27 protein-coding genes are annotated in these 23,660 nt (G+C 66.3%); 8 read left to right on the top strand and 19 right to left on the bottom strand.

The features are described 5' to 3' along the window. Positions 1-16 precede the first annotated feature (16 nt). On the top strand, positions 17-1,288 hold the full coding sequence (locus ACERIM_RS00615) for a cation:proton antiporter (RefSeq protein WP_373630712.1): 1,272 nt from the start codon (positions 17-19) through the stop codon (positions 1,286-1,288). A 96-nt stretch (positions 1,289-1,384) separates the two neighbouring features. Here the strand turns inward: ACERIM_RS00615 and ACERIM_RS00610 are convergent, their stop codons facing one another. The 4 genes from ACERIM_RS00610 to ACERIM_RS00595 all read right to left on the bottom strand — a co-directional run bounded on the left by ACERIM_RS00610 (position 1,385) and on the right by ACERIM_RS00595 (position 4,432). Beyond that, a complete protein-coding gene (locus ACERIM_RS00610) occupies positions 1,385-1,750 on the bottom strand; it encodes a hypothetical protein (protein WP_049964396.1) in 366 nt (121 codons plus the stop codon). A 59-nt stretch (positions 1,751-1,809) separates the two neighbouring features. Beyond that, positions 1,810-2,478, bottom strand: coding sequence for a helix-turn-helix domain-containing protein (locus ACERIM_RS00605; protein ID WP_373630710.1), 669 nt, complete (start codon positions 2,476-2,478; stop codon positions 1,810-1,812). A 100-nt stretch (positions 2,479-2,578) separates the two neighbouring features. After that, positions 2,579-3,799 carry a hypothetical protein gene (locus tag ACERIM_RS00600; protein ID WP_373630709.1) on the bottom strand — a complete coding sequence of 407 codons (1,221 nt, stop codon included), beginning with the start codon at positions 3,797-3,799 and terminating at the stop codon, positions 2,579-2,581. Between the two features lie 6 nt (positions 3,800-3,805). Continuing rightward, a complete protein-coding gene (locus tag ACERIM_RS00595; protein ID WP_373630707.1) occupies positions 3,806-4,432 on the bottom strand; it encodes a hypothetical protein in 627 nt (208 codons plus the stop codon). 249 nt (positions 4,433-4,681) lie between these two features. Here ACERIM_RS00595 and ACERIM_RS00590 point away from each other — a divergent pair, with 249 nt between their 5' ends. Then, the gene (locus ACERIM_RS00590; RefSeq protein ID WP_373630704.1) at positions 4,682-4,975 is read left to right on the top strand and encodes a HalOD1 output domain-containing protein; all 294 of its coding nucleotides are present in this window, start codon (positions 4,682-4,684) and stop codon (positions 4,973-4,975) included. A 4-nt stretch (positions 4,976-4,979) separates the two neighbouring features. Here the strand turns inward: ACERIM_RS00590 and ACERIM_RS00585 are convergent, their stop codons facing one another. Both ACERIM_RS00585 and ACERIM_RS00580 read right to left on the bottom strand, forming a co-directional pair. Further along, positions 4,980-5,378, bottom strand: a complete 399-nt coding sequence (locus ACERIM_RS00585; RefSeq protein ID WP_006648894.1) for a thioesterase family protein — start codon at positions 5,376-5,378, stop codon at positions 4,980-4,982. Positions 5,379-5,462: 84 nt separating this feature from the next. After that, a complete protein-coding gene (locus tag ACERIM_RS00580; RefSeq protein ID WP_373630703.1) occupies positions 5,463-6,215 on the bottom strand; it encodes a ribonuclease H-like domain-containing protein in 753 nt (250 codons plus the stop codon). 289 nt (positions 6,216-6,504) lie between these two features. Between ACERIM_RS00580 and ACERIM_RS00575 the strand changes: the two genes are divergently transcribed. After that, on the top strand, positions 6,505-7,269 hold the full coding sequence (locus tag ACERIM_RS00575; protein ID WP_373630702.1) for a hypothetical protein: 765 nt from the start codon (positions 6,505-6,507) through the stop codon (positions 7,267-7,269). A gap of 260 nt (positions 7,270-7,529) precedes the next feature. Here the strand turns inward: ACERIM_RS00575 and ACERIM_RS00570 are convergent, their stop codons facing one another. From ACERIM_RS00570 to hflX, 4 genes are all read right to left on the bottom strand, one after another. Next, positions 7,530-7,889, bottom strand: coding sequence for a hypothetical protein (locus ACERIM_RS00570; RefSeq protein ID WP_006648890.1), 360 nt, complete (start codon positions 7,887-7,889; stop codon positions 7,530-7,532). After that, on the bottom strand, positions 7,886-9,046 hold the full coding sequence (locus ACERIM_RS00565; protein ID WP_373630701.1) for a thiolase family protein: 1,161 nt from the start codon (positions 9,044-9,046) through the stop codon (positions 7,886-7,888). The genes ACERIM_RS00570 and ACERIM_RS00565 overlap by 4 nt, the downstream gene beginning before the upstream one ends. Positions 9,047-9,142: 96 nt before the next feature. Further along, entirely contained in the window at positions 9,143-9,988 is an 846-nt protein-coding gene (locus ACERIM_RS00560) for a class I SAM-dependent methyltransferase (protein ID WP_373630700.1), read from the bottom strand. Between the two features lie 108 nt (positions 9,989-10,096). Then, complete coding sequence (gene hflX / locus ACERIM_RS00555) at positions 10,097-11,398, bottom strand: GTPase HflX (protein ID WP_373630699.1); 1,302 nt, start codon at positions 11,396-11,398, stop codon at positions 10,097-10,099. A gap of 354 nt (positions 11,399-11,752) precedes the next feature. Here hflX and ACERIM_RS00550 point away from each other — a divergent pair, with 354 nt between their 5' ends. Continuing rightward, complete coding sequence (locus ACERIM_RS00550) at positions 11,753-12,067, top strand: FUN14 domain-containing protein (RefSeq protein ID WP_373630698.1); 315 nt, start codon at positions 11,753-11,755, stop codon at positions 12,065-12,067. 34 nt (positions 12,068-12,101) lie between these two features. Here the strand turns inward: ACERIM_RS00550 and ACERIM_RS00545 are convergent, their stop codons facing one another. The 7 genes from ACERIM_RS00545 to tbsP form a co-directional block, all read right to left on the bottom strand. Next, positions 12,102-12,827 carry a ribosome assembly factor SBDS gene (locus ACERIM_RS00545; RefSeq protein ID WP_006181709.1) on the bottom strand — a complete coding sequence of 242 codons (726 nt, stop codon included), beginning with the start codon at positions 12,825-12,827 and terminating at the stop codon, positions 12,102-12,104. A 171-nt stretch (positions 12,828-12,998) separates the two neighbouring features. After that, a complete protein-coding gene (gene psmA / locus ACERIM_RS00540; protein WP_373630697.1) occupies positions 12,999-13,763 on the bottom strand; it encodes an archaeal proteasome endopeptidase complex subunit alpha in 765 nt (254 codons plus the stop codon). A 4-nt stretch (positions 13,764-13,767) separates the two neighbouring features. Then, positions 13,768-14,253: an Rpp14/Pop5 family protein gene (locus ACERIM_RS00535; RefSeq protein WP_006648885.1), complete on the bottom strand. Its 486-nt coding sequence runs from the start codon at positions 14,251-14,253 to the stop codon at positions 13,768-13,770. Next, on the bottom strand, positions 14,250-14,888 hold the full coding sequence (locus ACERIM_RS00530) for a class I SAM-dependent methyltransferase (RefSeq protein ID WP_373630696.1): 639 nt from the start codon (positions 14,886-14,888) through the stop codon (positions 14,250-14,252). The genes ACERIM_RS00535 and ACERIM_RS00530 overlap by 4 nt, the downstream gene beginning before the upstream one ends. Continuing rightward, a complete protein-coding gene (locus ACERIM_RS00525) occupies positions 14,872-15,576 on the bottom strand; it encodes an RNase P subunit p30 family protein (protein ID WP_373630695.1) in 705 nt (234 codons plus the stop codon). The genes ACERIM_RS00530 and ACERIM_RS00525 overlap by 17 nt, the downstream gene beginning before the upstream one ends. Positions 15,577-15,735: 159 nt before the next feature. Further along, a complete protein-coding gene (locus tag ACERIM_RS00520; RefSeq protein ID WP_049964381.1) occupies positions 15,736-16,023 on the bottom strand; it encodes a hypothetical protein in 288 nt (95 codons plus the stop codon). 343 nt (positions 16,024-16,366) lie between these two features. Then, the gene (gene tbsP / locus ACERIM_RS00515) at positions 16,367-17,185 is read right to left on the bottom strand and encodes a transcriptional regulator TbsP (protein ID WP_373630694.1); all 819 of its coding nucleotides are present in this window, start codon (positions 17,183-17,185) and stop codon (positions 16,367-16,369) included. Positions 17,186-17,456: 271 nt separating this feature from the next. On the opposite strand from tbsP, the gene ACERIM_RS00510 reads away from it, so the two are divergent. Beyond that, positions 17,457-17,600: a hypothetical protein gene (locus tag ACERIM_RS00510; protein WP_172704529.1), complete on the top strand. Its 144-nt coding sequence runs from the start codon at positions 17,457-17,459 to the stop codon at positions 17,598-17,600. 76 nt (positions 17,601-17,676) lie between these two features. On the opposite strand, the gene ACERIM_RS00505 is transcribed toward ACERIM_RS00510, so the two are convergent. Continuing rightward, entirely contained in the window at positions 17,677-19,815 is a 2,139-nt protein-coding gene (locus tag ACERIM_RS00505; RefSeq protein ID WP_373630693.1) for a hypothetical protein, read from the bottom strand. A gap of 163 nt (positions 19,816-19,978) precedes the next feature. Between ACERIM_RS00505 and glyA the strand changes: the two genes are divergently transcribed. From glyA to ACERIM_RS00490, 3 genes are all read left to right on the top strand, one after another. Then, on the top strand, positions 19,979-21,226 hold the full coding sequence (gene glyA / locus ACERIM_RS00500; RefSeq protein ID WP_373630692.1) for a serine hydroxymethyltransferase: 1,248 nt from the start codon (positions 19,979-19,981) through the stop codon (positions 21,224-21,226). Positions 21,227-21,424: 198 nt separating this feature from the next. After that, positions 21,425-22,237 (top strand): alpha/beta fold hydrolase, encoded by an 813-nt coding sequence (locus tag ACERIM_RS00495; RefSeq protein WP_373630691.1) that lies wholly within the window; start codon positions 21,425-21,427, stop codon positions 22,235-22,237. Positions 22,238-22,332: 95 nt separating this feature from the next. Further along, positions 22,333-23,226: a bifunctional methylenetetrahydrofolate dehydrogenase/methenyltetrahydrofolate cyclohydrolase gene (locus tag ACERIM_RS00490; RefSeq protein ID WP_373630690.1), complete on the top strand. Its 894-nt coding sequence runs from the start codon at positions 22,333-22,335 to the stop codon at positions 23,224-23,226. Positions 23,227-23,292: 66 nt separating this feature from the next. Here the strand turns inward: ACERIM_RS00490 and ACERIM_RS00485 are convergent, their stop codons facing one another. Further along, on the bottom strand, positions 23,293-23,658 hold the full coding sequence (locus ACERIM_RS00485) for a PqqD family protein (RefSeq protein WP_006648876.1): 366 nt from the start codon (positions 23,656-23,658) through the stop codon (positions 23,293-23,295). Positions 23,659-23,660 lie beyond the last annotated feature (2 nt).

The raw sequence follows: 23,660 nt of genomic DNA, 5'->3' as shown, positions 1-23,660 counted from the left end.
GGTCGCTCACCCCGGGATGGCCCTCGAGCTGTACACCGTCGGCCACGTCGTGATCGGGGTCGCGCTGTTCGGCGTCGCCGTCCTTCCCCGGTTTGTCTCCGACCGAGCGATCTCGCTGCCGATCTTCTTCGTGGCGTTCGGAATGCTCGCGTTCGGGCTGCCGATCGGTCTGCCAGCGCCGGACCCCCTCGAGCAGGGGACGACGACCGAACACCTCGCGGAGATCGGCGTCATCGTCGCCCTGATGGGCGTCGGACTGAAGATCGACCGCGTCCCCGGACTGCGCGAGTGGGCCTCGACCTGGCGGTTGCTGGCGGTCACGATGCCGCTGTCGATCGCCGGCGCGGCGCTGCTGGGCCGGTGGCTCGGCTTCGCCGTTCCGGCCGCGGTCCTGCTCGGGGCCTGTATCGCCCCGACGGATCCCGTGTTGGCCTCGGAGGTGCAGGTCCGCGGGCCGGGGATGGGCACCGAGGCGAAGTCGGCCGACGAAAAGGCGGGGATGGAAGACGAGGTCCGGTTCGCGCTCACCTCCGAGGCCGGGCTGAACGACGGGCTCGCCTTCCCCTTCACGAACCTCGCGATCGCCGCCGCGCTCGTCGGACTCGCGCCCGGCAACTGGATCGGCGAGTGGCTGCTGGTCGACGTGGGCTACCGGATCGTCGTCGGCGTGATCGCCGGGATCGTCCCCGGCGCTCTGACTGCTCGCCTCGTCTTCGCCACCGAGCCTGACACGCCGGTCGCCAAATCGGTACAGGGGCTCGAGGCGATCGCGGGCACGCTGGCGGTCTACGGCGCGACCGAACTCGTCGGCGGCTACGGCTTCATCGCCGTTTTCGTAGCTGCCCTGATGGTCCGCCACTACGAGCGCTCCCACGACTACAACCGGTCGCTCCACGAGGTCAGCGAGTTCGCCGAACAGGTGATGATGGCGCTGATCATGCTCTTTTTCGGCGGCGCGATCGTCGGCGGATTGCTGGAACCGCTCACCCTCGAGGCGGTCGTTGCGGTCGTCGCGATCGTCTTTCTCGTCCGGCCGTTGGCGGGGCTGATCGGCTTCCTCGGGTTCGATCGCGACCCGGCCGAGCGGGCGACGATCGCCTTCTTCGGCGTCCGCGGGATCGGCTCCTTTTACTACCTCGCCTACGCGCTGAACCACGCCGCGTTCCCCGACGCCGACCGCCTGTGGGCGCTCGTGGGGGCCGTCGTCCTCGTCTCGGTCGTCGTCCACGGGATCACCGCGACGCCGGCGGTCCGCTGGCTCGAGGCGCGGGCGGAGAACCGGGAGTAACGGTCCGCGACGCGACGGCCCGCCGGTCGAAACGACGGGCAAAATCGCCCCGCTCGAGCGGCACCCATCGCACCGTTCGGGCAGCGGATCTCCCGTTCAAATCCGGAGTTCGATTCCGTCCTCGAGTTCGGGATCGGCACCGAGGATCGCGGACAGCTGGGGCTGTAGCCGGTCGAACCGGTCCGTCGGTCGCACGAGCTTTCGCTCCGAGTCGTACTCGATCACGCCTTCGGATTCCAACTTCGGAATGTGCGTGTGACGGAGCGAGAGTCGAATTTCGGTTAACACACCGTCGGAAACGTCGGTAACTGACGTCTGATGGGTTTGAGTGAGGACCGTCCGCCTGAGATCGTTCACCGTCAACGGCCGCCGCTCCCCGTCGAGTACTGCGAGGACGACGCGGCGGCGCCGATTCCGACAGAGGTCGAGTACCGTTTCGAACGCGATCGGCTTCTTGCTCATTACGCGTGTTTCAGCATGCCTTCGGGCTTCACGTTCACTTTTTAGTATTCAAAACCCTTTTAAGGACTCTCTCGGCGATCGGCCGAAACGTCGGAGAGCGTGTTGCCGAGAACGTGGTTGATGCCCCGCCGGAGACGGGACGCGACGGCCTGCTGTGTGATCCCGAGTTCGTCGCCGATCTCTTCCATCGTCACTTCGCGCGGCGATTCGAAATAGCCCCGCTCGTAGGCCAGTTCCAGCGCCTCCTGCTGGGTCTCGGTCACGGCCGCCTCGGTGGCCGTTTCGACCGGCGTGAGCGCGTTCAGTCCCGTCAACGTGATCGGGATGCCCAACTCCCGACAGCGGGACTGAAACGCCGCGATGTCGCTCCGGTCGTCGCCTCGGATCTCGAAGGTCCACTGTACGTTCGTTCCGACGGCTTCGATGAGCGCGATCTCCGTGTCCGTCAGGACCGTCAACACGTCGTCGTAATCAACCGCCCATTCGACGCGCAACAGATACTCGTCCTCGACGGAGTCGACGAACCGGATTCGCTCTACGCCCGGATGGTTCGTGAACGCGCTCTCGATGTCGTCGATCTCCGTTCCGCGAACCCAGAAGTAGGGGATCACGACGTCTCGAGCGGGGATGATCCGCTCGAGTTCGACCGTCACGTCCGGCAACCGTTCGAACACCGTCCCCAGCGGGAACTCGTCCGCCGGAACGGTAAAGGAAGCCTCGGTAGCCATCGTCCGATACGTCTCGTCCGGGACCTAAAACGTCACGGCGCGATGCGACCGAGCCGCGACCCGACTTGCTCTCCTCGTTCGATACCGCACGGCCGTCCCGTCAGCCGGTCAGCGCGGACCGCTCGAGGAAGATCGTCCAGCAGACCGCGGCGTAGAGGGCCGCGCCGAGGACCGAGAGCCACCGGCCGGGGCCGACGAGCGCGGGCACGGATCCGAGCAGGCCCGCGACCTCGAGCGCGAGGCCGCCGAGCAGGGCCGCGATCGAGACCCGCGCGGTGCGGTCGCCGATCCCGGACGCCGAGGCGACCGCGGGCGGATAGAAGCGGTAGCTGACGCCGACGATCGTCAGCGCGAGGAAGCCGCCGACGGCGAGCCGGTAGTGAGCTGTGTATGCGGTCGCCGGAAGGAGCCCAGCGGACGCGAACGCGAACCCGAGCCCCAGTAGGGCAACGGCCCCGGCACAGCCGGCGGCCCCCAGCAGCGCACGGCTTCCGACACGGTCGCGGTCGCTCTGTCGGGAGAGATCGGTGACGGCGGCCGCGAAGCCCACCAGCGCGACCGCCTCGAGGCCGGCCCCGAGCGAGAAGACCGGTCCGCTGCGGAAGTCGACGGCGAGCAGCACGGGGCCGACGCCGCCGCCAGTCAAGACGACGGCCGCGAGCGCCGGGTGGACATCGGCGACCAGCAGCCGCGGCAGCAAGCGAAACCCGATCGCAAACACGAGGAGAGCAGCCGTTCCCGCCGCGAACAGGTGGGTCGTTGCCGGGCCGGCAGCGGGGGCGATCGTCGGCTCGAGGCCGAACGCCCGCGCCATCTCCAGCGCCGATCCGGCGAGCAGATAGGCGACGACGACGGGGACGGCGGCGTTCGCGAGCCGGTCGACCCGCCGGCGGTGGGCGTCGGTGTCGCCGGTACCGGTCTCCCGTCCCGTCGGGTTGTCGCGGACGGTCCAGCCGATCGCGGCGACGAAGACGATCACGCCGGCGAACCAGCAGATCGCGGCCACGGGACCGACCATAGCCGGCCCGCGTCCGGCACCGGCGGCAACCGACCCGAGCGTGCCAAGCAGCGCGAACGGCAGGTGGATCGCGGGTGCCAGCGGGACTGCCAACTCCCGTGCGAAATAGGACGGGACGAGGGTGTAGGCCTTCCCGAAGACGACGTGGAAGACGAATCCATACACGCCGAGCGGGACCGTCGCCGCCCTCGGGAGACCGGCTGCGACGGCGACTTGCCACGCGAGAAAGAAGCCGACGCCGACCGCGACGAACGTCCGCGACCACCGCGTGACCGTCGCCGCCGCGGTCCCGGACGCGCCCATCGATCCTCAGAAGGGCGACTGGACGCTCGAGTCGTCCTCGTCCCCGTCGGCGGTGGTCGGACTCGGTACGGCCGGCCCATCGGGTTCGCTTGGCATCTCGCCCGACTCGAGGTAGGTATCCTCGAGGGTAGCCAGCGCGTCGTTCAGGGTATCGGATTGGTGATGGCTCTCGCGGACGCGTACTCGGACGAGATCGTACTCGTGGCGTTCGCTGAGGCCGTTCCACGCGCGGAACGACCCCTTGACCAGGGCGTCGGCCTGGGGACAGAACTCCGTGGTCGGACTGAACTCCGCCCGCAGGACCGTCGGGTCGTCGGCGTCGACCGCGTACCGGTAGCCGGCGTCGGGATGGCGCTGGTCGAGGTTGAGTCGCGCGAGGTTGTAGCCGAACGTCGCGTCGTAGACGCCCCGTTCCTCGAACAGTTCCCGCGAGATATCGTGGAAGGCGACGTGATCCTCTCTTTCGAGGAGGTCGTGACCCTCGAGGAACCGTCCCGGTTCCGGGAGGTGTTCCGGAACGAACTCCTCGGGGTCGTCGAACCCGTCGCCGTCGTCCGCCGATCGCCCGCTCGAGAAGGGATTCATCGTACTCGTTCCTACTGCCCGAACCACCCAGTACGGTTTCCCGAACATGTACCCCTCGATTCGTCGTCGGCCGTCCGTTTTCACTGAGGTGCCGTTATCGGTGGTATAACCGGTTATTTCCCTGTTACTGTCGACCCTTGAATAGTTTTAGATTTGTTGAGTATAGTAGAACCATCCATAAATTAGCCTCCAACAAATACACCAGAGTACTGAAGTGGCTGCTATTGAACTGACCTGTCTATTCAATTCAGGCTCGGGCCAGAGGATTTATATCCGATCGAAGTAAGAGTCCGGCCAATGCTACTCTCAGTCGATCGCTCCGACGCGACAGCCGGTCAATCAGTTTGTTTCGACATTATCGCCGCTGTCGCCGAGCGGGAAGGCATCGATCCGGTAGATCTCGAACCGCCCGAGTACGAGGCACTCTACGATGTCGTCAACCCGGAGGCGCTCGATGCACTGTTTGCGACCCGCACGAACGGCACACAGCGGCCGACCGGCCGCGTCGAATTCCCCTTCTGTGGCTATCACGTGGTCGTCGGCAGCGACGGCGAAATAGAAGTCTCCGACCCCGAGACGGACCTCGAGTAACGGCTTACTCCCGCTGACTCTCGATTCGGCGCCGCCACTCGGCGGGAATCGGCCGCGAGCCGTCTCCGTCCGGATCGGCCAGCACCTGGACGGTCCGGGCCGTCGCCGCCCGCTCTCCGTCGGCGCGGACCTCGTAGGTCATCGGCAGGCTCGCCTCGCCCAGTTCCGACACGGAAAGCGCGACGGTGACCGTCTCGTCGGCCTCGATCGGTCGCTCGTACTCGATCTCGAGGCTCACGAGGACGGTCGTCGTTTCCTCGAGCGAGATATCGAGGACGTCCCGGAAGTAGGCCTCCCGGGCCTGCTCGAGGTAGGTCGCGTAGACCGCGTTGTTGACGTGGCCCATGAAGTCGATGTCGCGGAGCCGGACGTCGATCTCGGTCTCGTAGCTGTAGTCGGCCATCGGCGAACGCGTAGGAGCGGGGGTACCGTATAGCTGGTCACTCGCGGCCGGCGGCCTCGAGATGCGAGCGGACCGCGATCGCTGTCAGTCGCCGGCCGTTGCCGCCTCGAAGACGTCCTCGTGGAGCCGGTCGGCGACGTGTTCCATCAGCGGTTCCATGTTGCGGGTGTCGGCCCGGTTGTACTCGACGAGCGTCTCGAGGGACCCCTCGTCGCCACTTTCGTACTCGTGCCAGAGACGGACGGCGTCGCGGCCGCTCAGCTCCGGCATGTCGCGGTCGATGCCGATCTCGCGTTCGATCGCCTTCAGCCCGCCGTCCAGCCCCAGCTTCTTGCAGGGGTACATGAGATCGACGTGGGGGACATCGACCGAGACGTCGAAACACGTCTCGAGGAAGGGGACGTCGAACCGCTGGCCGTTGAACGTGACCAGCAGGGCCGATTCGTCGAGTTCCCGCTCGAGGCGGGCGGCCGTGAGATCGCGGTCCTTGACGAAGGTCTTCGTCTCGCCGCCCCGATAGAGGCTGACGGTCGTCACGTCCTCACAGGAGGCGTCGAGGCCGGTCGTCTCGATGTCCAGAAAGCAGGTCTCGTCGCTGACGTTCTCGTAACAGCGCCAGCGGCTCGCGGCCGGCAGCGCTTCGGCGAACGGCGAGACGTCGCCCCGCTCGAGGTGGGCCCGGCCCTCCTCGATGAACGTCTCGATCCGTGCCGCGAGCGTCGAGCCGACGACGCTGCCGTCGAACTCGTCCCAGTGGGTCACACCGTTCTCCCAGAGCCGGCGCTCGGTGGTCTCTCCGACGCCGTGAACGGGAATGAAACTGTTCTCGATTCGCACACCGGGTAGAGGGGGCAGGGTAGCTAAAAACGCTTGGATCGTCGATGGCGTCGTCGCGCCGTCACACCGTCGGTCGTTCTCGTCCCGTCGCGGTTCGCGTTAGCTGCTGTTGGCCAAAGAGACAGTCCGTTCGACGACGCTACCCATCGGGCGCTCCCGCGCCCTCGTCGATGCTTCCGAGCCGAAACCGACGCGAGCAGCACGCGGTGGCGTTCCGGTGCCAACAAACGGGTTCACTCGAGCGGTGGGCGACCGCCCGACTTTTCGTGTTGGCGGCCGTAGGTATCGTATGGCCGACCACGAGGACGAACTCGTCGATGCCGTTCGCGAACTGACGCGGACCATCGACGCGCTCCGAGCGGAACTGGATGAATCGGGTCCGCGCCGGCCGCGGCTTCGGCCGCCGACGCCGCGGGAGCTGTTGCGCGTGACCGACGAGGTCGCGATCCCCGCGGCGCTGGCCGTCCTCGAGACCAGCGTCCGCGCGCTCGAGGCGTTCCAGCGCGGGCTGCAAGTCGTCCGCGCTGAGCGGGCGGTCCGGGATCGGACCGAGACGGCCGCCGCGTCGACCGGCGAGCAGGCGGATCGGCTCCGCCAGACGACGCTGTCCAGCCTCGATACCGTTCTCTCGGAACTCCAGCGGGCCGCCTCGTCGGGGCAGTTGCCTGCTGACGACGAGGCCCGTGACCTCCTCGCGGAGGCCCGCGACCTCCGCGACGACGTCGACAGCCGACTTCGGGCGGCCGCGGAGACGGACCCGGAGGCGGCCGATCGGGACCGATCGGACGGTGCGGGCGGCGTCACGATCGATATCGAAGAAGGGCCGCTGGACGACGGTGGTCGGGACGGCACCGACGGCGACCCGGACCCCGCCGTCGACGTCGACGCCGAACTCGAGACGCTGCGGGATCAGTACGGCGAGGGCGACTCGAGCGACGGTGATTCGGACGCGTCGGACGGGACTGACGGCTCCTCGAGCGACGGCGGGGACGACGGCCCGAGCGGGGGCGAAAACGCCGACGGAACGGCCGACGGCTCGAGCGACGAGAACTGAGGGCGGAATTTGCGGACGCGTTTTTCCACGGGACCGCCCGCCATGAATGGGGAGAAGAAGTGTTCTGCTATCGTGGCAACGGGGAGTTGCCACACCCTCCCCAGCCGACTCGTTCGCTCATTCCAGTCGCTCACTCGTCCCTCGCACAGTGTCGTCGACTGCCCTCACCGTCGTTCGGTCAGTCGACAGCGCGCGCCACCGCACGCTGGATGATCGGGATGGCTCCGTGTTCGGAAAAACGAACCCGCGCTACTGGCGAATTAGACCGGTTCGAACCGGTAGCCGTCCCACGACTGGCTCTCGGGCTCTCTGATGCCCGCGCCGGGTTCGCGGAGTTCGTCGACGTGGACCGGCCGGACCTCGTCGCCGGTCTCGAGGTCGTCGGTCGTCGCCTGGCCGATCGCGCGGACCGTCTCGCCATCTACCTCGAACTCGACGATCGCGAGCGTGTTGGGTTCGCGGACGCCCGGCGGCGTCGCGGTACTGGTCGTCCAGGTCACGACCTCGGCGGTGTACTCGCTGAGGTCGATCGTTTCGACCGGCTCCGAGCCGCCCGGTCCGCGCGGGTGGCCGGGGTAGGTGATCGAGCCGTCGTCGTAGCGGGTCGCGTCCATCGTCATTGTGCTGCCTCCATGATGGTGGTGATGACGCAGTTGCCGAAGCCGCCGACGTTACAGCACAGCCCCACGTCCGCGTCGACCTGTCGGGGGCCGGCCTCGCCGACGACCTGTTCGTAGATCTCGACGCCCTGTGCTACGCCGCTGGCTCCGAGCGGATGGCCCTTCGATTTGAGCCCGCCGGAGGTGTTGATCGGGAGGTCACCGGTGTCGCGCTCGGTGTCCCCCGCTTCCACGCGTTTCCAGGCCTCGCCCTGCTCGGCGAAGCCCAGCCCCTCCATCTGGAGGAACTCGAGGATCGTGAACATGTCGTGGAGTTCCGCGACGTCGATGTCTTCCGGTCCGCGACCGCTCATCTCGTAGGCCCCGTTGCCGCTCTCGACGACCCCGCCCATGACGGTGGGGTCCTCGCGCTCGTGGACGACGTGGGTGTCCGTCGCGCCGTCGATTCCCGTGATGAGGGCGTAGTTGTCGGTGTACTCCTTGGCGACGGACTCGGGACAGAGCATCAGCGCCGCCGAGCCGTCCGTGATCGGACAGAAGTCGTACAGCCGCAGCGGGTCGGCGACGATCGGCGACTCGAGGGCCGTCTCCACGTCGATCTCCTTTTGAAACTGCGCGTTCGGGTTGTCGACGCCGTTTTTGTGGTTCTTGACCGCCACCTTCGCGAGGCTCTCGCGGGGCGCGTCGAACCGCTCTAAGTAGTGTCGCGCCGTCAGCCCCGCGAAGGATGGCAGCGTGACGCCGTGTTTGTACTCCGCGGGATGGGTCAGCGACGCGATGACGTCGGTGGCCTCCCCCGTGGTCTTGTGGGTCATCTTCTCGCCGCCGACGAGCAGGGTCATGTCGCTGGCCCCGCTGGCGACCGACTGCCAGGCCGCGTAGATCCCCGCACCGCCGCTCGAGCTGGTCTGATCCACTCGTTGCGTGTACGCCGGCATCGCGTCGAGGTCGTGGGCCAGGGCGTTTGGCACGCCGGTCTGGCCTTCGAACTCGCCGCTTGCCATGTTCGAGACGTACAGGTGTTCGACGTCGTCGGCGTCGACACCCGCGTCCTCGAGACACTCGATCCCGGCCTCCGCGAGGAGGTCTTGGATCCACTCCCCCTCGCGTTGCCCGAACTGGGTCATCGAGGCGCCGATGATTGCAACCGGTTCCATATCTTACTGGACTCGAGTGAGGGATTTATAAGGTGGGGTTCGTGTCAACGATTGGAAGTCGGGATGGTACCGGGAGTCGCGGGGGACTCGACCGGGTTACGCCTCGGCGACGGCAAGCATGTGGACGGAGAGATCCGTTACGACCGGATCGTCGCCGGTCCGCCCAACCGTCCGCTCGAGCGCCGCCAGTTCCTCGTCGGAGGCGTCCTCGAGGGCACTCCTGAGCCGGTCGTCGTGCAGCGGCGACGCGAGGCCTTCCAGCCCCGTCGTGGTGACGACGGAGAGCCCGTTCCGGGACAGGAGCGATTCCAGTTCCGCCCGCCGAAAGAAATGCGTCGCGGTGAACTCGTTCTCGTAGCTGTACGCGTCGACCAGCCGTGACGTGTAGTCGCCGTGTTCGAGGAGGTCGGGGAGTGCCTCGAGATTGTGACCGGTAACGAGATACAGTTGAACGGCGCCGAGCAGGCCCATGACGGACGCAAACACCGGGGCGTCGGGCCGAGTAACGCGCTGCAGTTCCCGGACGGCCCGCGCTCGCTCCGCCTCGTCGATGACGTGGGACAGCGGACCGCCGAGACAGCACGTGGCGTCGAACGCGTCCGCGGCAAGTCCGAGATCCGTGATCGACCCTTGAGCGAGTTCGATTCGGGATTCGACGCCGCGCTCGCGAATCCGGTCTCGAGCAACGGCCAGTTGTCCGGGGCTGAGATCGACCATCGTCACGTCGTATCCGTGTTCGGCCAGCCAGATGCTGTACCGTCCCGCGCCGCCGCCCGCGTCGAGTACGCGGCCCGACGGCGGGAGGTGTTCCTCGAGGGTTTCGATCGTCCGAGTGTACTCTAGCCGGCCGTCGAGTCGGCCCTCCAGACGGTCCCACTCACGGGTCCCATACTCGTCGTAGAAGGCCCGTGGATCGTCGCCTCGTGACGCATCGTCCGCCATTCGAGATCGACCGTGCGGTGGCACTCGAGCGACATAACGTTCCCCCTCTCCGATCGAATCGATGCCACCGCCGTGGCCCGCATGTCCGATGCTGTCGAACCCCGTCGGTCAGGCGGACTCGGCCGCGGTCGTCCGTAACTCGCTCGCACGCGAGCGCGCCTGCGAGATCACCGCGGGACGGGCCTCGAAGGAGACGACGACGTCCTCGTCGCCGTAGGTGACCTCGTTGACGTGGGCGTTGTCGTGGAGCCACGAGACGACGCTCATCGTGTCGTCGGTCATCGGCAACAGCAATCGCTCGGCCTCCCAGTCGGGCAGTTCACGCTCGATGCGCTCGAGCAGGCCGTCGACGTTCAACCCCTCCTTGGCGCTGACCGTGACCGGGTTCGGCGCGAGCGAGGACAGCGCCTCGCGCTTCTCGGCGAGTTCCGCGTCGTCGACCTGGTCGATCTTGTTCAGCACGGTCACGATCGGGGCCTCGTTGCGCTCGTAGAGGGTATCGTGGGAGGTGACGAGCTTCTCGTGGATCTCGTCGATCGGTTCGCTGACGTCGACGACAAGCAAGACGAGATCCGCCCGGTAGACCGAATCGAGCGTCGACTTGAACGACTCGACCAGCCAGTGGGGCAGGTCGCTGATGAACCCGACGGTGTCGGTCACCAGCACGTCGCGCCGGTCGATGTCGGCGCGTCGGGTGGTCGTCCCGAGCGTCGTGAACAGCTTGTCCTGTGACTCGGCGGTCGGATCCAGATCCCGGTGGAGGTCCTCGTTCTCCTCGACCGCGAGGTCGGTCGCGAGTTGCCGGAGCAGAGTCGACTTGCCGGCGTTGGTGTAGCCCGCGAGCGCGACCAGATCGAACCCCGAATCGCGCCGGCGCTCCCGACGCTGCTGTTCGGTCTGTTCGATCCGCTCTAACTCGTCTTTGATACGGCTGATCTGGGCCTTGATGTCCTGCTCGCGGCTCTCGTCGTACTCGCCAAGCCCCATGAACCCGGGGTGTTCCTCGCGCTTGGCGAGGCTAGTCTTGGCTTCGGCCCGGGGGAGTTCGTACCGGAGTTCGGCCAGTTCGACCTGCAGTTGTGCTTTCCGAGTCTGGGCGCGTTGCCCGAAGATCTCGAGGATCAGGGTAAAGCGGTCGATGACCTCGACCCCCTCCGGCAGGAGCTGCCCGAGGTTGTACGTCTGGTAGGGGCCCAGTCGGTTGTCGAAGATTACCGTCGCCGCGTCGGTCTCTTCGACCAGCGCCGCGAGTTCCTCGGCTTTCCCCTCGCCGATCTGGAGCGCCGGATCGGCCCGGCGAGACTGGGTGACCTCACCGACGACGGTATACCCCGCCGCGCGGGCCAGGTCTCGGATTTCGCTCGTGTCGGGCGCTCCCGAGTCGACGCGTTTGGCGATGATCGTGTTCATGCGGGTAGCTGTGTGGTCCCCGGGCGCGGCCGTGATCGGTCGCGATCGCTCGAGCGGCGCGGCTCGTCGGCCCCGACGGTCGCCGTCGAGAAACGACTAACTCGAGGGCGGTATGGACACCGCCGCGTGGTCCCGGCAACGCTAACGATGCCGGCCGAACACCTCCGTTGCGTGGCGCGGGCGGACGTGACACATACTCGCCCGTACGCGACCGATCGTCTTGAATCCCGTGCCCGGGGCCGTCCCGCGATCGCCCGCTCGGCGGACCTATTCCCGCTACGAACTGGCCTGTCCCGGCCCGAAAGCCGGTTCCGACGCCCTCGCTGATCGAAACAGTCATGCGAGCCGACTCGAATGGACGCCCACATGCTAGCTCTCGATCCGACGACGCTGGGCCTCGAGTTCGGGGCCAGCGCGCTCGTCGGGGGCCTCATCGGGTACGCCGCCAAGAAGATCGCAAAGCTGCTCGCGATCATCGTCGGCGTCGAACTGATGGCCTTTCGCTTTCTCGAGTCCGAAGGGATCGTTACCGTCGACTACGAGCGCCTCACCGCTGGATTGCTCTCGTCCGGCGACCGCACGGGGAGTTGGCTCGAGTCGGCCGTCTCGACGCTGTCGATCGGCGTCGGCTTCACCAGCGGCTTTCTGATCGGCTACAAGCGAGGGTAGCGACACGGCGGGAACCCGACCGTATCTCGCCCGCTCAGCGGGTCTTCAGGTCGCCTTTGTCCTTGACGATCTCCGTTTCGGCCTCGCCGCTGGTGTGTTCGTTGACCAGGTCGTAGAACTCGTTTTGCATGCCGGCCGGGAACGTCAGGACCCCGATCCACGAGCCGTCGGACTGCCACTCCTCGCGCTCCAAGTCGCCGAACTGGCGGATCTTGGCCTGTGCGCTGCCGGCGTAGTCGGCCGGGACGTTGACGGCGACGGTGACCTCCTCGAACCGGATCGGGATCACCGGCCGCAGGGCGTCCAAGGCGTCGTCGACCTGTTGTTCGACCGGTTCCATCGGATCGACGGTGACGCCGGCCTCCTCCAGGGCGTTTTCGATCCGTTCGGGCGGATGGGGCGCGTTGTCCATCTGCGGGTTGACCGCGTTGCGCGTGATGGTATCGATCAACTGCCTGCGTTTCTGTTCTTGCATCTCGCGGCGCTGATCGGCCGTGATCTGGATCTCCCCTTCCTTGATGACCTCGGGGATGATCTCGAGGGGCTCCGTGGTGTCGAAGACTTTCTCGAGGTCGGCCTCCGCGGGTCGGTCACCGCGGGAGGCGTCCTCGAAGACGTCCTCGGCGGCGATTACGTCCTCCAACTCGCCGTCGAACTCGTCGCGTTTGATCTCCAGTGCCGCGTCCGGGTCGACTAACACTTCGAAGCGCGCCCCGTGGGACTCGAGTCGCGCCGTCACTGCCTCGTCGAGCGAAATCATATCACACGGTTCCGCCGCCAGTGAAAAGAGTGTTTCCCGATAGGCGCCCCGAATCCGGCCACGATTCGGCGCGGCTCCGATCCGTTCGGCAGTGTCCGCGCTCTGTCGCGTCGCTCGTGACGGGTCGGTCGACACTGGAAAACGCATCGAAAACGGACCGCGGCGGGTCGGTTACTCGTCGTCCTCGGCCGGTTCGTCTTCGCCAGTATCGAGGAGGTCGTTCTCCTCGAGGTGGTCGGCGATCCGGTCCTGATCGAACTGCTCGAAGGTCTCGGTCTCGACGTCGACGGTCGCTAGCCCGACCTCGCTGGGCAGCAGGGTGCCGTCGTTGACCGACGCGAGCGCGTCCAGCGCGAGTTGGATGCCGCCGTCCAAGTCGGCCTCCTCGTCGTAGTTCTCCTCGAGGTAGGACTGGAGGTCGCCCCGATCGGCACCGACGGCCAGGGCCTTCCACTCGTAGGGGGTCCCCGAGGGGTCGGTCTCGAACAGGCGCGGCTCGCCGTTCTGGATGCCGCCGACGATCAGCGCGACGCCGAACGGGCGAGCGCCACCGACCTGCGTGTACTGCTGGATGTGATCGGTGACTTCCTTGGTCAGCGTCTCGACGCCGATCGGCTGGCCGTAGCGCAGCTGGTTGACCTGCGTCTGGCGGCGCGCGAAGTCGATCAGCTGGCGAGCGTCGGCGACGTGGCCCGCGCTGGCGATGCCGATGTGGTCGTCGGCCTTGTGGATCTTCTCGACGCTCGAGTCCTCGAGCAGCGGGGAGGGGACTCGTTTGTCGACCGCCAGGACGACGCCGTCCTGCGTTCGAACGCCGATGCTTGCCGTACCTCGCTTGACCGCCTCGCGAGCGTACTCGACCTGGTAGAGTCGGCCGTCGGGCGAGAAGATCGTGATGCCGCGGTCGTACGCCTGCTGTTGGGCTTGTCCCTGCATAGTATCACGCTAAATCGTAGTCGAGGTCTGTCGCGCCCACGAACGCCTCATCGAGTCGAACGTCCCCCACGCTGTCCCGGCGGACGGCGACTCGCTCTTCGTTCCCGAACACGACGTTTCTCTCCTCCGAATCTTGCCCGCGTCGCCGTAAATAGTTTTCTTCAGCGGCACGGATCGTGCCACTGATACCGCGGACGGCGACCCCGACGGGCGCGCCGTCTACCTCGTCGAGACAGGCCAGCGCCGCCCGAGCGGGGTCGGTCTCGCCCCGACGGACTTTGACGATCGCCTCCCCTCGTCCGTCGGCGAAGTCGTAACGGACGACCGAGAGGTCGGCGTCGGCGCTGCCCGGATCGCCCAGCAGGTTCTGGCCCGCGTACCACAACTCGCGCTGGAACGACCGCCGGCCGATTCGCTCGTCGGGCCAGGTCTCGAGTTCGACCGCGAGGTACCGCCACCGCGGCCGGAGGTGTTTCGGCAGGTGCTTCATGACTCCTCGGTCGCCGCGTCGACGCCCGCCGTCGGGCTCCGCTCGGCGACCAGCACGCCGACCTGGTCGTGGACGCGCTCGACCGCGGTCAGCGAGAAGCCGGCGTCGGTGAAGGCATCGGCGAGGACGCCGACCGTCGCGGGGTCGTCCACTTCGGGCGAGTAGAAGGGCTCGTCGGGGTCGGGCTCGCCGAAGAACATCACATCCCCGAGGACGAACCGCCGGGGCTCTAAGTCGGCGATGACCGCGATCGCCTCCCGTTTCTCCTCGTCGGAGAGGTGATGCAGGGCGAAGTTCGAGGTCACGACGTCGACGGGGCCGTCGTAGTCGGGCTCCCGAAAGGTGCCGTGGCCGAATTCGACGTTCTCGAGTCCGGCGTCGGCGGCCTTCTCGCGGGCCTCCTCGAGCATCCCGTCGCTGATGTCGCGGCCGACCACGCGATCGGCGTCGGGGGCGATGGCGAGCGCGATCGCACCGGTCCCGGTCGCGAGATCGAGGACGACCTCGTCGGCCGCGGGCGCGGCATGTTCGACGACGAGGTTCGCACAGGCGTGGTACTCCTCCGATTTCGAGTCGTCGTACTCGCCGGCTTTCTCGTCGAACCGGGCGGCGTGTTCCTCAAGCGTCCTCTTCATACCTGCCCCGTTCGACCCCCGGCTCAATGAACGACTCGGAGTGGACGTGGCGGTTGCGCTCGGCCAGTCGACCCCACTCGGCGAGGCCGTCTTCGACGAACTCGCTCGAGAAGCCGAGTTGCTCGCCCAGGGCTTGCAGTTCGCGAGGCGCTCGTAACTCGAGGTGCGAGGTCGGCTCGGCGCTGACGACGTAAGGTGCGTCGTAGTGGGCGACGATCTCCCGGAGTTTTCGCAGCGACTGGAGGATTCGAACGCGGTGGCCGCCGCTCTCTCTGAGAGCCCCCGAGAGGTCGAACTCGAGACGGACGCCGTTCTCGACGGCGGCTTTGACCAGCACGTGGTTGACGTCGCCGTCGCCACGCATCGGATGCGAGAGGACGTCGACTTTGGGCTGTTCGACGGCGAAGCGGTTCAGTCGGTTCGTCCCACCGTGAACGGCGACGATGGTGTCCGACGAGCGGTGGTTCCCGACCGCGCCGCTTGCGCCCTGCGGGTCGTCGGCTTTGATCTCGACGCCTGCGACGATGTCGATCCCGTACTCCGACTCGATCCGTTCGGGATCGTACTCCGCACGCGACCCGTCGTGATTGCGTACGACCACGCCCTCGTAGCCGTAGTCGGCCGCCCGTTTGGCGACCCGGGCGACCGTACTCTTCCCGTCGGGATGGGCGCGGACGGCCTCGTACATATTTGAACCGTCTCACGGCGTCGACTTGGGGTTTGCGCCATGCGACGACCGACCGATCGAATACGGAATTCGATCTTAGAGAGATTGTTCGGTAGTCCCAAGCCGTAGCTGAAAGTCCCAGCAGACGAGGGTGACAATCAGCCGATGACGGAATCCCCGTCACACGAACGTCCTGAAAGAGACGAGCCCCACTGTGAGCATCAGGAGACCGAGAGCGACCACGATGACGGCACCGCCCCAGTTGACAATGCGGTAACTCAACGAATGCTCCCGATCGAAATCCGTCCTCGAGAAGATGTTTTCAAGACTGACCGCGAAGGCGAACGTCGCTCCGATCCCGATAACCGCGGTAGTCACGAACCCAGCGAGTACAAGGCTGACGACAGTCACGAGACTTCCGATCAGTCCCAGTACGAGACCGACGACATAGAGCTGCTGGGTGTCCATCGTCACACTGGGCCGACACTACAATCACGGCGGATATGTATCTGCCGACCGTACGCCCCGCCGGAACTGACTCCCAGTCCGCTACTGAGGGGCGTACAGAATCACATGGCCGGGAGCGCGCCCGAACGACCGTGAGGGCGCGGGACTCGGGGGAGGGCAGGCCGCTACCCGATACCGACCGCGAGCGAGGCCGAAGGCCGAGCGAGCGGGCCGACGACCGATGTGAGTGAGGACTGAAAGGACGAACGAACGGAGGGAGGAGTGCTTTTGATCGAAATTTTGCCGAGGGACATCGCGCTGGCGGCAGAGCCGCCAGCGCGATAGACCGCAGAGCAAAATTTCGCTAGTTGAGAATCGACTGTGCGACCGTCGCGAGCTGGCCGTTGTCGGCCTCGCCGAGGCGCTCGTCGCCGATCTTCAGTCGGAGGCGCGGCCGGCCGACGTCGATCGGGACCTTCTCGGTGTCGATCAGGCCCATGTCCTCGAGCTTGGTCTTCGTCCGGGAGAACGTCGCCTTGGAGGCGATCCCGACGTCCTCGCCCCACTTGCTGATGTCGTACAGCAGCGCTTCGTTCTTGGCCGCCACGAGCAGGGAGATGGTGACCTCGTCGAGGCCATCACCGTCGCCGCGGGCGGTCTCGAGCGAGTCCAAGATTGCGGTGAAGTCTTCTTCGGCCTCGGGGCTAATCTCGTCGGCCAGCGTCTCGCGGACATCCGTAATCGGGGGCGTCCGGAGGTTGAAGTCGCTGGCGTCGGCCCAGCGGTCGGCGTAGGTGTCGTAGGTATCGGCGACGAAGCTCTCGTCGTCGGTAACGAGCCCGCCGACGCGGTCGCCGGCGTGGACGATGGCGACGACCCGGTCCTCGCTGACGAGCAAGGAGTTCTCGGGCGTCTCCTCGAGCGTCCGCAGGACGAGTGCCCCCTCGCTGATGAGGTCCGCGGCGTTCGAGGCGACGATGAAGTCGTCCATGACGTCTTTCAGGGTACGTTCGTCGGCCAGCATGTGTACCGACGGCAGGTCGTCGTCGAAAGCGGTCGCGACGGAGACGAACTCCTCGATGGCGTCCCGCGAGGGGTTGACCATGTAGACGTCCCCGGTCACATCCCCGAGGACGGATTCGAGGATATCGTCAATCTGGTGGTTAAGTAAATTCGAGGTCATGCCTATACAGAAGTAATCGATAGCTCGGTACTTAATTTTGGTGGCCGTTTGCACAGCAGAACAGTTGGCTGCGCGCCTGAACCGGTAATTTTTGTCCCATATCCCGTTAGTTCGCCGACGAAATACGGATGGTCGTTGTCGACTTCCGGGTGGAACTGGGGGCAGGGGCAGCGGTGGTCGCGATGCCGGCCCGATCGGTACCGCGTCTTATTATGGGGTTGAATACTGTCGGCAATAATTATATACACGCATCGATGTATTACAGTATCGTATGGCAGTTACACGCAATCGGCTGTGGCGGGTCGTTCACGAGCTGGCCGAACGGGGTCGAACCACGGTGGGAACCGTTCGTGGCCGATCGCCGCCGGCGATGGCCCTCGAAGCAAAGCGCGTGAGTACGTACGGCGGACCCTGATACGGTTTGCTGTCCCGGTGGGACCGCAGGGCGGGTCGCGGTCCCACCGGCAGTGACGGACAGGAGACCGTATGAGTCAGCGATCGAAGCGGGGCCACAGTTCCGTCGACCAGTAGATGTCCCCGTCGTAGATCACCGACGCCTCCGTTTCTTTGAGCATCGTCACCAGTTCCGACGCCGTGAGCGTGAAACTCGACTCGTTCCCACAGAGGTAGGCGTAGTCGTTGGTTTCGGTGTGGGGGAAGTAGTAGGAGCCGGTCGCCCGGGTCGAGTAACAGTCGACGGTCAGCAGGTACTCCTTCTCGCTTGCGTCCTCGAGTTCCTCGAGGGTCGCGGTCGTCGGGAGCCGCTGTTCGCCCTGGACCAGCGAGTGGGTGCCGTCGCCGACGACGGCGTAGTCCTTGCCCATCATGATGCGTCGTCGAGCCAGTCCCATCGCGCGCTCGATGCTGAACCCGTGGACGAGGAGTTTGGCGAACGTCGAGCCGACCTTGACGGCGTGATCGTTGAGGACCTTGGTGAACGTAACCGCGCCGGCGACACTGCCTTTCTCGATCAGCGACCGGCCCTCGTAGTAGGAGCCACAGGCGTTGAGAAAGAACGTCTGGGCGTTACAGCGATCGAGGCTCGAGGCCGAAAGCGTCCCGTCGGGACAGCACAGGCCGCCGGTCTCGCAGTGGCCGATGTAGTGGACGAAATCGTGGTCGTCCTCGAAGACACGGGCGAGTTCGGCCGTCCCGAGCGACTCCGCGACGGTGACGTCCATCGACAACTCCTCGGAGCGCCGGCGGTAGATCGCCGCGACGTCGTCGTGTTCGCCGGCCATCTCCGGGTCGTTGAGGACGACACAGATCGAGGTCGCGTCGCTGGCCCGCTCGAGGAACTCGAGGCGGTTGTGGTAGGCCTCGGGAGCGGATTTGAAGACGTCGATCGGGACGCCGTCGGCGAGCCAGCCGTGCGTGCGACCGTTACGGAGGTCGGGTTTGACGATGTCGACCGAGGCCACCTGTCCACCGCTGGCCCTGGACTTGGCCGACGGCATCTGCCGCGCCGGGCCGGGATCGCCGCCCCGATAGAAGTCCGCGAGCGAGCGCTCGACGAGCTCCTGGCCCTCGAGTTCGGAGGTCCGAGGCGTGTAGACCATGCTCAGCCGGTCGAGCAGGAACGGCAGGGTCTCGACGCTGTCGTACTCGGGCGCGACGTACGTCGAGAGATGCCAGTCGGGGAGGCGATGCTTGATCGCCGCGTAGGGCACGTCGAGATACGCGGCGAGACGCTCCCGCGGATCGGCGTCGTACAGGCGCTCGGCGTCGAGTTCGAGGGCCTCGAGCAGGCTGCGTTCCGCGAGGGCCGTCCCGTAGGGACCGACGTTGCGAACGAGGCAATCGAGGAAGAAGGTCTTTCGGAGCAGCCGCTCGACGTCGCCCTCGAGGTCGGGCATCGTGGCGAGTTCGACGTCGATCCCCCGGTCGGGAATGCGGAGCCGCGGTCGGTTGGGGGCCGCACCGGTGTGGGTTCCGAGGACTTCGTCGGTCGTCCGAACGGTCGCCTGCAAGTAGTACGCCAGCGGTGCCGTGACGAACAGCGACTCGTAGTCGGGCGGGACGACGAGTTCGATCCCGTGATCAGGGGTTGCGACCCGGAGACAGTCGGGAATCTTGAGTTCGGTCCCGCGTTCGATCAACGAGGGGTGGCCCCGGAGCGTCGGATAGCTCCGATCCGGGCCGTCGGTTTTGTGCGAGCCGGCCATGTGGGTGATGGCCTCCGCGATCGCCGGCGGGGAGTCGGGGACGGTGATCGTTCCGGCGGGGAACTCGTGTCGGCACCGGACTCCGAGGATGACCCGAGTTCGCTCGGGGAAGGAGACGACGATCTCCTCGTAATCGTCGGTCTTCGCGATCGTCGCGGCCCCCGAGAACCGCAGATAGGACTTGATCTCCGTATCGATATCGACGACGTACTCGTCGGGGGACAACGGGAGGGGCTCGCCGCTGGGGTCGAGTTCGTGACCGTCCTCGACGCCAACCGAGAACGCGTAGACGACCGCGTGCGGGAACCGGAGTTCGTCAGTCGTCACGACGATGGTGTCGTCGACCGGGCGCGGGATGTCTTCCCCGGAGCCGTCGACGACGAGTTCGTCACCGGTGACCGTCAGCTCGGCGTTGTCCGCGTCGGTGACGTGGAGGGTGTCGCCGTCTACCGCCCACTCTATCATTCAGTTGGCTGAATGTCACTCCGACAAGTTAGTTGTATCGGGGCGTGATATCGTCACAAACCCGGCCGGTCGAAGGGCAGGGGCCGGTCGCCGGCAGCCGGTATTGCGGCGCGTATTACCGAGGAAAGGTACACTTATGCGGCCGCCAGTCCCCACTTCGAACATGGACCACGACAAGGTACGGGACGTCGATCCCGCCGTCGCCGACGCACTCGAGGGCGAGGTCGATCGCCAGCGCGAGACACTCCAGATGATCGCCAGCGAGAACCACGCCAGTGAGGCCGTCATCGACGCGCAGGGCAGCGCCCTGACCAACAAGTACGCCGAGGGCTACCCCGGCGAGCGCTACTACGGCGGCTGTGAGTACGCCGACGAAGTCGAGGAACTCGCAATCGAACGCGCGACGGAGCTGTTCGGTGCCGACCACGTCAACGTACAGCCCCACGCGGGCACGCAGGCAAACCAGGCGGTTTACTTCGCGATGCTCGAGCCCGGCGACAAGATCCTGTCGCTGGATCTCAACCACGGCGGCCACCTCAGTCACGGTCACCCGGCGAATTTCACGGGGCAGCTCTACGAGGTCGAACAGTACGAAGTCGACCCGGAGACGGGCTACATCGACTACGACGACCTCGCGGACCACGCCGCCGAGTTCGACCCCGACATCATCGTCTCGGGCTACTCCGCCTACCCGCGCGAGATCGACTTCGAACGCATCCAGGCGGCCGCCGATGACGTCGGCGCCTACCACCTCGCGGACATCGCCCACATCACCGGACTCGTCGCCGCGGGCGTCCACCCCTCGCCGGTCGGCATCGCGGACTTCGTCACCGGCTCGACCCACAAGACGATCCGCGCCGGTCGCGGCGGCATCGTCATGTGCGACGAGGAGTACGCCGACGACATCGACGCGGCCGTCTTCCCCGGCGGCCAGGGCGGCCCGCTGATGCACAACGTCGCCGGCAAGGCCGTCGGCTTCAAGGAGGCGCTCCAGCCCGCATTCACCGAGTACGCCGAGCAGACGGTCGCGAACGCGAAGGCGCTCGGTGAGAGCCTCTCCGAGAACGGCTTCTCGCTGGTCTCGGAGGGAACCGACAATCACCTCGTCCTCGTCGACCTGCGCGAGAGCCATCCCGACACGTCCGGCGGCGACGCCGAGGAGGCCCTGGAGGAGGCCGGCATCGTCCTCAACGGGAACACCGTCCCCGGCGAGACGCGCTCGCCGTTTAACCCCAGTGGGATCCGCGCCGGCACGCCGGCGCTGACGACTCGCGGCTTCGACGAGGACGACTGCCGGAAAGTCGGTGATCTGATCGCCCGTGTCATCGACGCTCCCGAAGACGAAGCCGTCATCGAGGACGTCCGCGCCGAGGTCGCGACCCTCTGCGACGCCAACCCGCTCTACGAGTAGTCGACGACCGCGTCGACTCGGTCGATCCGGACTCGACCACCGTTCTCCCGTTTTTCGGCGCGTTCTTCCTGCAGGCTCGAGGCTGTCGAGATCCGCGACCGCGTTGTACTCGCCCTCGCGTCGCCGGCCGCCGTCCGTTTCGAGCGGGATCGCGTCGGACCGAATACCTTTTGTCACTTACTAATGTGGGTTGGTAGCATGAGTGATGAAACGGCGACGGCGATGTACCGCACCAGAACCGACGCGCTCACGACCGATGTCGGCGAGGGACAGCCCGTCGTCTTCGCCCATGGGACGTTGATGGACCGGACGATGTTCGCGCCCCAGCTCGAGGCGCTGCGAGACGAGTACCGGGCGGTCGCCTACGACCTCCGGGCCCGGACCGACCGGTACGCGCCGGGGTACGACCTGTGGGATCTCGCGGACGACTGCGACGCACTGCTCGACGGGATCGGCGAGGACAGCGCCGTCATCGCCGGCATGTCGATGGGCGGGTTCATGGGGCTGCGCTTTGCCCTCGAGTATCCCGAGCGGGTCGACGGGCTGATCCTGATCGATTCGATGGCGACACCCCATCCCGAGGACGAGCGGGCGGAGTACGAGGCTCTCGTCGAACCCTATGAGGACACCCTCGAGCCGATGCCCCGCGAGATCGCGGAGGGCTCGACCGCCGAACTGTTCGGCGAGACGACCCACGAGGAAACCCCCGAACTCGTCGAGGCGTGGGTGGATCGCTGGGCCACCTATCCCGGCCGAGCGGTCCACTACGAACTCAACTCGTGGCTCGGCCGCGAGGACGTGACCGACCGGCTCTCGGAGATCGACGTGCCGGTCCTGATCGTCCACGGCGAGGAAGACCCCTCGATCGCACCCGCACAGGCCGAACCGATGCTCGAGGAACTGCCCGACGCCGAGATGGAACTGATCCCGGAGGCTGGCCACACCTCGAACCTCGAGGGGCCCGACGAGACGAACGAGGCGATCCGGTCGTTCCTCGATGAGCGGTTCTGAGGAGTGTTCACGAACGTGCATATTCGGGAGGGTTCTAGGCTCGTTCTGGGCACGGATCCGGGGATTAATGAGTCTCGCGGCCGCCCACTCGAGTAATGACCGAGATCATCGACGGCAACGCCGTGGCGAGCGAGATCCGAGACGAGCTGACCGAGTCGATCGAGCGACTCGCCGATGCGGACGCGCGGCCGGGACTGGCGACCGTTCTCATGGGCGACGACCCCGCGAGCCAGACCTACGTGAACATGAAACAGCGCGACTGCGAGGAGGTCGGCATCGAGAGCCACCACGTCGACGTCGACGGCGACGCCCCGCCCGAGGAACTGTTCGACACCATCGCCGACCTCAACGAAAACGACGACGTCCACGGCTACATCGTGCAGGCCCCGGTTCCGGACCACGTCGACTACCGCAACGTGATCCGCCGGGTCGATCCCGCGAAGGACGTCGACGGCTTCCACCCCGAGAACGTCGGCCGACTCGTCGCCGGCGACGCCCGGTTCCGTCCCTGCACGCCCCACGGGGTACAGAAACTGCTCGAGTCGGCCGGCGTCGACACCGAGGGCACGGACGTGACGATCGTCGGCCGCTCGGACATCGTCGGCAAGCCGCTGGCGAACCTGCTGATCCAGAAGGCCGACGACGGCAACGCGACGGTGACGGTCTGTCACTCCCGCACGGACGACCTCGCCGAAAAGACCCGCAGCGCCGATATCGTCGTCGCGGCCGCCGGCGTCCCCGAACTCGTCGACGGGTCGATGCTCTCTGAGGGCACGGTCGTCATCGATGTCGGCGTCAACCGGGTCGACGCTGACAACGACAAGGGATACGAACTCGTCGGCGACGTCGAGTTCGAGAGCGCCAAGGCAAAAGCCAGCGCGATTACCCCTGTCCCCGGCGGCGTCGGGCCGATGACCCGCGCTATGCTGCTGTACAACACTGTCAAAGCCGCCGGCCTGCAGGAAGACGTCGACGTCGACCTTCCCTGAACGGGTCCAGGTCGATTCGCTGACAGTCTTTTTCCCGGTCGACGATCCCGTCGAGTCCGGCGTGACTCACTCCCCGGGCGCTCCGCTCGCTTCGAACCGGACGAGGCCCCGTTCCTCGAGTTGCATGAGGAAGTGCGCGAGCGTCTCGTCGACGGGAGCGACACGGTCGGCGTCGTGAGACGCCGCGACGCGCTCGGCGATCTCCGCAACGGTGTGGTCGCCGTCGCAGTGTCGCCACACGGTCGTCCCGACGGGATCTAGCTCGAGTTCCCGCTCCCGATCGGTCCCGAGGAGATCGAACAGGAACCGATCGAGCCGGTTGTGTGGCCGCTTCGTCCAGTGGATCGTGACCCGTGGCTCGCCATCGACGGTCGTTACCTCCCAGTCGTCGGCGTCGCGTCTCGGAACCGCGGTCGGGCCGTGTTCGGTCATGT

This window comes from Natrinema sp. H-ect1, assembly GCF_041821105.1.
GTDB lineage: Archaea > Halobacteriota > Halobacteria > Halobacteriales > Natrialbaceae > Natrinema > Natrinema thermotolerans.
Note: the sequence above shows the minus strand (reverse complement) of the source record. Positions and strands in the feature narration are given on the sequence as shown.